The 1180-nt window shown below is 45.8% G+C and carries 2 protein-coding genes; both read right to left on the bottom strand.

Annotated features, from left to right (window positions below):
* Window positions 1–977: non-hydrolyzing UDP-N-acetylglucosamine 2-epimerase (gene wecB, locus B7E06_RS03385; RefSeq protein WP_082235890.1), on the bottom strand; the 977-nt coding region annotated here is incomplete at its 3' end.
* Between the two features lie 12 nt (window positions 978–989).
* On the bottom strand, window positions 990–1180 hold a 191-nt coding region (locus B7E06_RS03380; protein WP_281249030.1), incomplete at its 5' end, for a uracil phosphoribosyltransferase.

Below are 1180 nucleotides of genomic sequence, written 5' to 3'. Positions count from 1 at the left end.
TCCTCGTCCGTTCCGGCGAGTTTAAGCGTTCCTGCTTCAATTCCTTCTGGTCTTTCGGTTGTATTTCGAAGCACAAGTACAGGCACGCCCAGAGAAGGCGCTTCTTCCTGCACACCCCCAGAATCGGTAAGAATCAAGTGAGCACGGGAAGCAAAATTATGAAAGTCAATGACACCCAGTGGTTCAATCAGCTTAATTCTATCATCTTTTCCTAGTATCTCATCCGCCGTCTCCCGTACAGCCGGATTTAAGTGTACGGGATAAACGACTTCAATATCATCATGAGTTTCTACTAGTCGTTTTATCGCACGAAACATCTGCTTCATATTGCTGCCAAGGTTTTCACGGCGATGAGCGGTCATTAATACAAGGCGTCGACCTTGCAGACTTTCCAGCACCTGGGAGTGGTATGCCTCATCAACCGTTGTGTTTAAAGCATCAATCGCTGTATTACCCGTAACAAAAATATGGTCAGCCGGCTTATTTTCTTCAAGCAGATTATCGCGCGACTTATTCGTTGGAGCAAAATGAAGATCAGCCATAATTCCTGTGAGCTGGCGGTTCATTTCCTCAGGGTAAGGGGAATACTTATCCCATGTTCGCAGTCCTGCTTCAACGTGGCCAACTGGAATTTGATTATAGTAAGCAGCAAGCGATGCAGCAAAAGTCGTCGTAGTGTCTCCGTGAACTAAAACGATATCCGGCTTCGCTTCCTTCAAGACATCATCCAGCCCTTCAAGCGCACGGGTTGTTACCTGTGCGAGCGTCTGACGGTCTTTCATAATATTCAAATCAAAATCAGGTTTTATTTTAAAAATATCAAGCACCTGATCAAGCATCTCCCTATGCTGAGCGGTTACCGTTACGATAGGCTCAAACTGTTCCGTTCTCTTCTTTAATTCTAAAACGAGTGGAGCCATTTTAATCGCTTCTGGACGAGTGCCGAAGATCGTCATGACCTTGAGTCGATTATCCATAAAAATATCTCCTTACTTTGTGCCGAACAAGCGGTCTCCAGCGTCACCCAGTCCAGGCTCGATATAACCTTTCTCATTCAGCTTTTGATCCATTGCTGCAAGATAGATATCAACATCAGGATGTTCCTCTTTTACCGCATCTACACCTTCAGGCGCAGCCACAAGACACATTAGACGAATTTGGCGGGCCCCGCGTTTTTTCA

It is taken from the genome of Halobacillus massiliensis (genome assembly GCF_900166625.1).
Lineage (GTDB): Bacteria > Bacillota > Bacilli > Bacillales > Halobacillaceae > Halobacillus_A > Halobacillus_A massiliensis.
This window is presented reverse-complemented; position numbering and strand designations above follow the sequence as displayed.